Source organism: Arcobacter pernae, from assembly GCF_049472135.1.
GTDB lineage: Bacteria > Campylobacterota > Campylobacteria > Campylobacterales > Arcobacteraceae > Arcobacter_B.
Map to the genome: position 1 here is coordinate 1 of NZ_JBMOVV010000025.1, position 2500 is coordinate 2500.

The 2500-nt window shown below is 39.4% G+C and carries 2 rRNA genes (1 of these 2 cut by a window edge); both read right to left on the bottom strand.

From position 1 onward, the window contains the following. Window positions 1–100 precede the first annotated feature (100 nt). A 16S ribosomal RNA gene (locus ACH5BF_RS14145) occupies window positions 101–1617 on the bottom strand. Window positions 1618–2459: 842 nt separating this feature from the next. Beyond that, a 5S ribosomal RNA gene (gene rrf / locus ACH5BF_RS14150) occupies window positions 2460–2500 on the bottom strand (it continues 75 nt past the right edge of the window).

A 2500-nucleotide genomic window follows, 5' to 3' on the forward strand; every position in this document is an offset into this window, starting at 1 on the left:
TAATCTTTATAAACCGAATATAGAAAGGTTGATATACCTTTTTTATTTGCTATCTTTGATAGCTTTGGAGAAGTTAATCGAATAACTTCTCTCTTCTCTGAAAGGAGGTGATCCAACCGCAGGTTCTCCTACGGTTACCTTGTTACGACTTCACCCCAGTCGCTGAATCCACTGTGGAGGGTAGCTACCTTAGCATCCCCGCTTCGAATGAGTTCAACTCCCATGGTGTGACGGGCGGTGAGTACAAGACCCGGGAACGTATTCACCGTAGCATTGCTGATCTACGATTACTAGCGATTCCAACTTCATGTAGTCGAGTTGCAGACTACAATCCGAACTGGGAGATATTTTTGAGATTTGCTCCACCTCACGGTATCGCGGCTCTTTGTATACCCCATTGTAGCACGTGTGTAGCCCTGGACGTAAGGGCCATGATGACTTGACGTCGTCCTCACCTTCCTCCTACTTGCGTAGGCAGTCTCGTTAGAGTTCTCAGCCGAACTGTTAGCAACTAACGACGAGGGTTGCGCTCGTTGCGGGACTTAACCCAACATCTCACGACACGAGCTGACGACAGCCGTGCAGCACCTGTATATAAGTTTCTGCAAGCAGACACCAATCTATCTCTAGAAAGTTCTTACTATGTCAAGTCCAGGTAAGGTTCTTCGCGTATCGTCGAATTAAACCACATGCTCCACCGCTTGTGCGGGTCCCCGTCTATTCCTTTGAGTTTTAATCTTGCGACCGTACTCCCCAGGCGGTACACTTAATGTGTTTACTGCATTACTGCAAGGTCTAGCCTCACAACAACTAGTGTACATCGTTTAGGGCGTGGACTACCAGGGTATCTAATCCTGTTTGCTCCCCACGCTTTCGCGTCTCAGCGTCAATAATGTTCCAGTAGATCGCCTTCGCAATCGGTATTCCTTCTGATCTCTACGGATTTTACCCCTACACCAGAAATTCCATCTACCTCTCCCATATTCTAGGTAATCAGTTTCAAGAGCAGTTCTATGGTTGAGCCATAGGATTTCACTCCTGACTTAATTACCCGCCTACACGCTCTTTACGCCCAGTGATTCCGAGTAACGCTTGCGCCCTCCGTATTACCGCGGCTGCTGGCACGGAGTTAGCCGGCGCTTATTCATATAGTACCGTCATTATCTTCCTATATAAAAGGAGTTTACGCACCGAAATGTGTCATCCTCCACGCGGCGTTGCTGCATCAGGGTTTCCCCCATTGTGCAATATTCCCCACTGCTGCCTCCCGTAGGAGTCTGGACCGTGTCTCAGTTCCAGTGTGACTGATCATCCTCTCAAACCAGTTAGGCGTCATAGCCTTGGTGAGCCATTACCTCACCAACAAGCTGATACCGTACAGGCCGATCCTAGAGCTATAAATATTTCCCTTGCAAACTTATGTTTTAAAGGCATATGGGGTGTTAGCAGTCGTTTCCAACTGTTATCCCCCTCTCTAGGGCACATTACCTATATATTACTCACCCGTGCGCCACTTAGCTGACAGTTATAGCAAGCTATAACCCGTTCTCGTTCGACTTGCATGTGTTAAGCACGCCGCCAGCGTTCACTCTGAGCCAGGATCAAACTCTCCATAATAAAGTGTTTGAAACTGACAATTTTTGTTTCCATTAAACAAAATTATCACTCAAGTGTTTTTACATAAATGTAAAAAGCTTAAATAGACAAGAATTATTTTTCTTGTTTTTTTATCGTTTTTTCTATATTCGGTTTATAAAAATTACTTCTTATTAACCTTCGTTTTTAAAGATCATATCTCTTTAGAACTTTGTGTCGTTCCTCTGAAATTGGACGGGAATTATAGACAAATTATCCCCCTTTGTCAAGAGAAAACTCTTAATAAAAGCTTAAATTTTGCAAATTGCAAATTAATTTAACAATTATTATTTAATCACGTAAAAAGACAATATTATAGTTGTATTTTCAATCTATATGGATTTCAATTTAATTATAAAAATGATTTATTTTTAAAAAAAAGTGTTTAAAAAGATTTATTTTTTTGATTTTAAATATTTAATAATGAATATTATCATTATAAATTTTAAAATTTAGATAGCATTTAGTATATTAATATTTTTAAATTCAAAAATTTATATAGATTTTTTATTTATAATCATTTTACTAGAACTTGGAAAAATAGTAAATCTGGAATTTAGGGCACAGCGAGATGGAGTATAAGATAGCATTAGGAGCTAAGGTATATAAGCGTATGGAATTTTTGGAGGAGTGGTATAGGTTTGTTTAGGAGAAATATATACACAAAGAATAGAGAATCAAAGAATAGCTAAAAAAGTAATAGAATACGTAAAAAAAGATAAACAAGTAAAATAAAAAGATAGCTAAAATAAATAGCTAAAAAAAAAGCTTAGTTAAAAACATGTGAAAAATGTTTTGAACTAAGCTTTAGATAAAAACTCAAGAGCTGGCAGCGGCCTACGTTTCCACAAGTGAAACCTGCAGT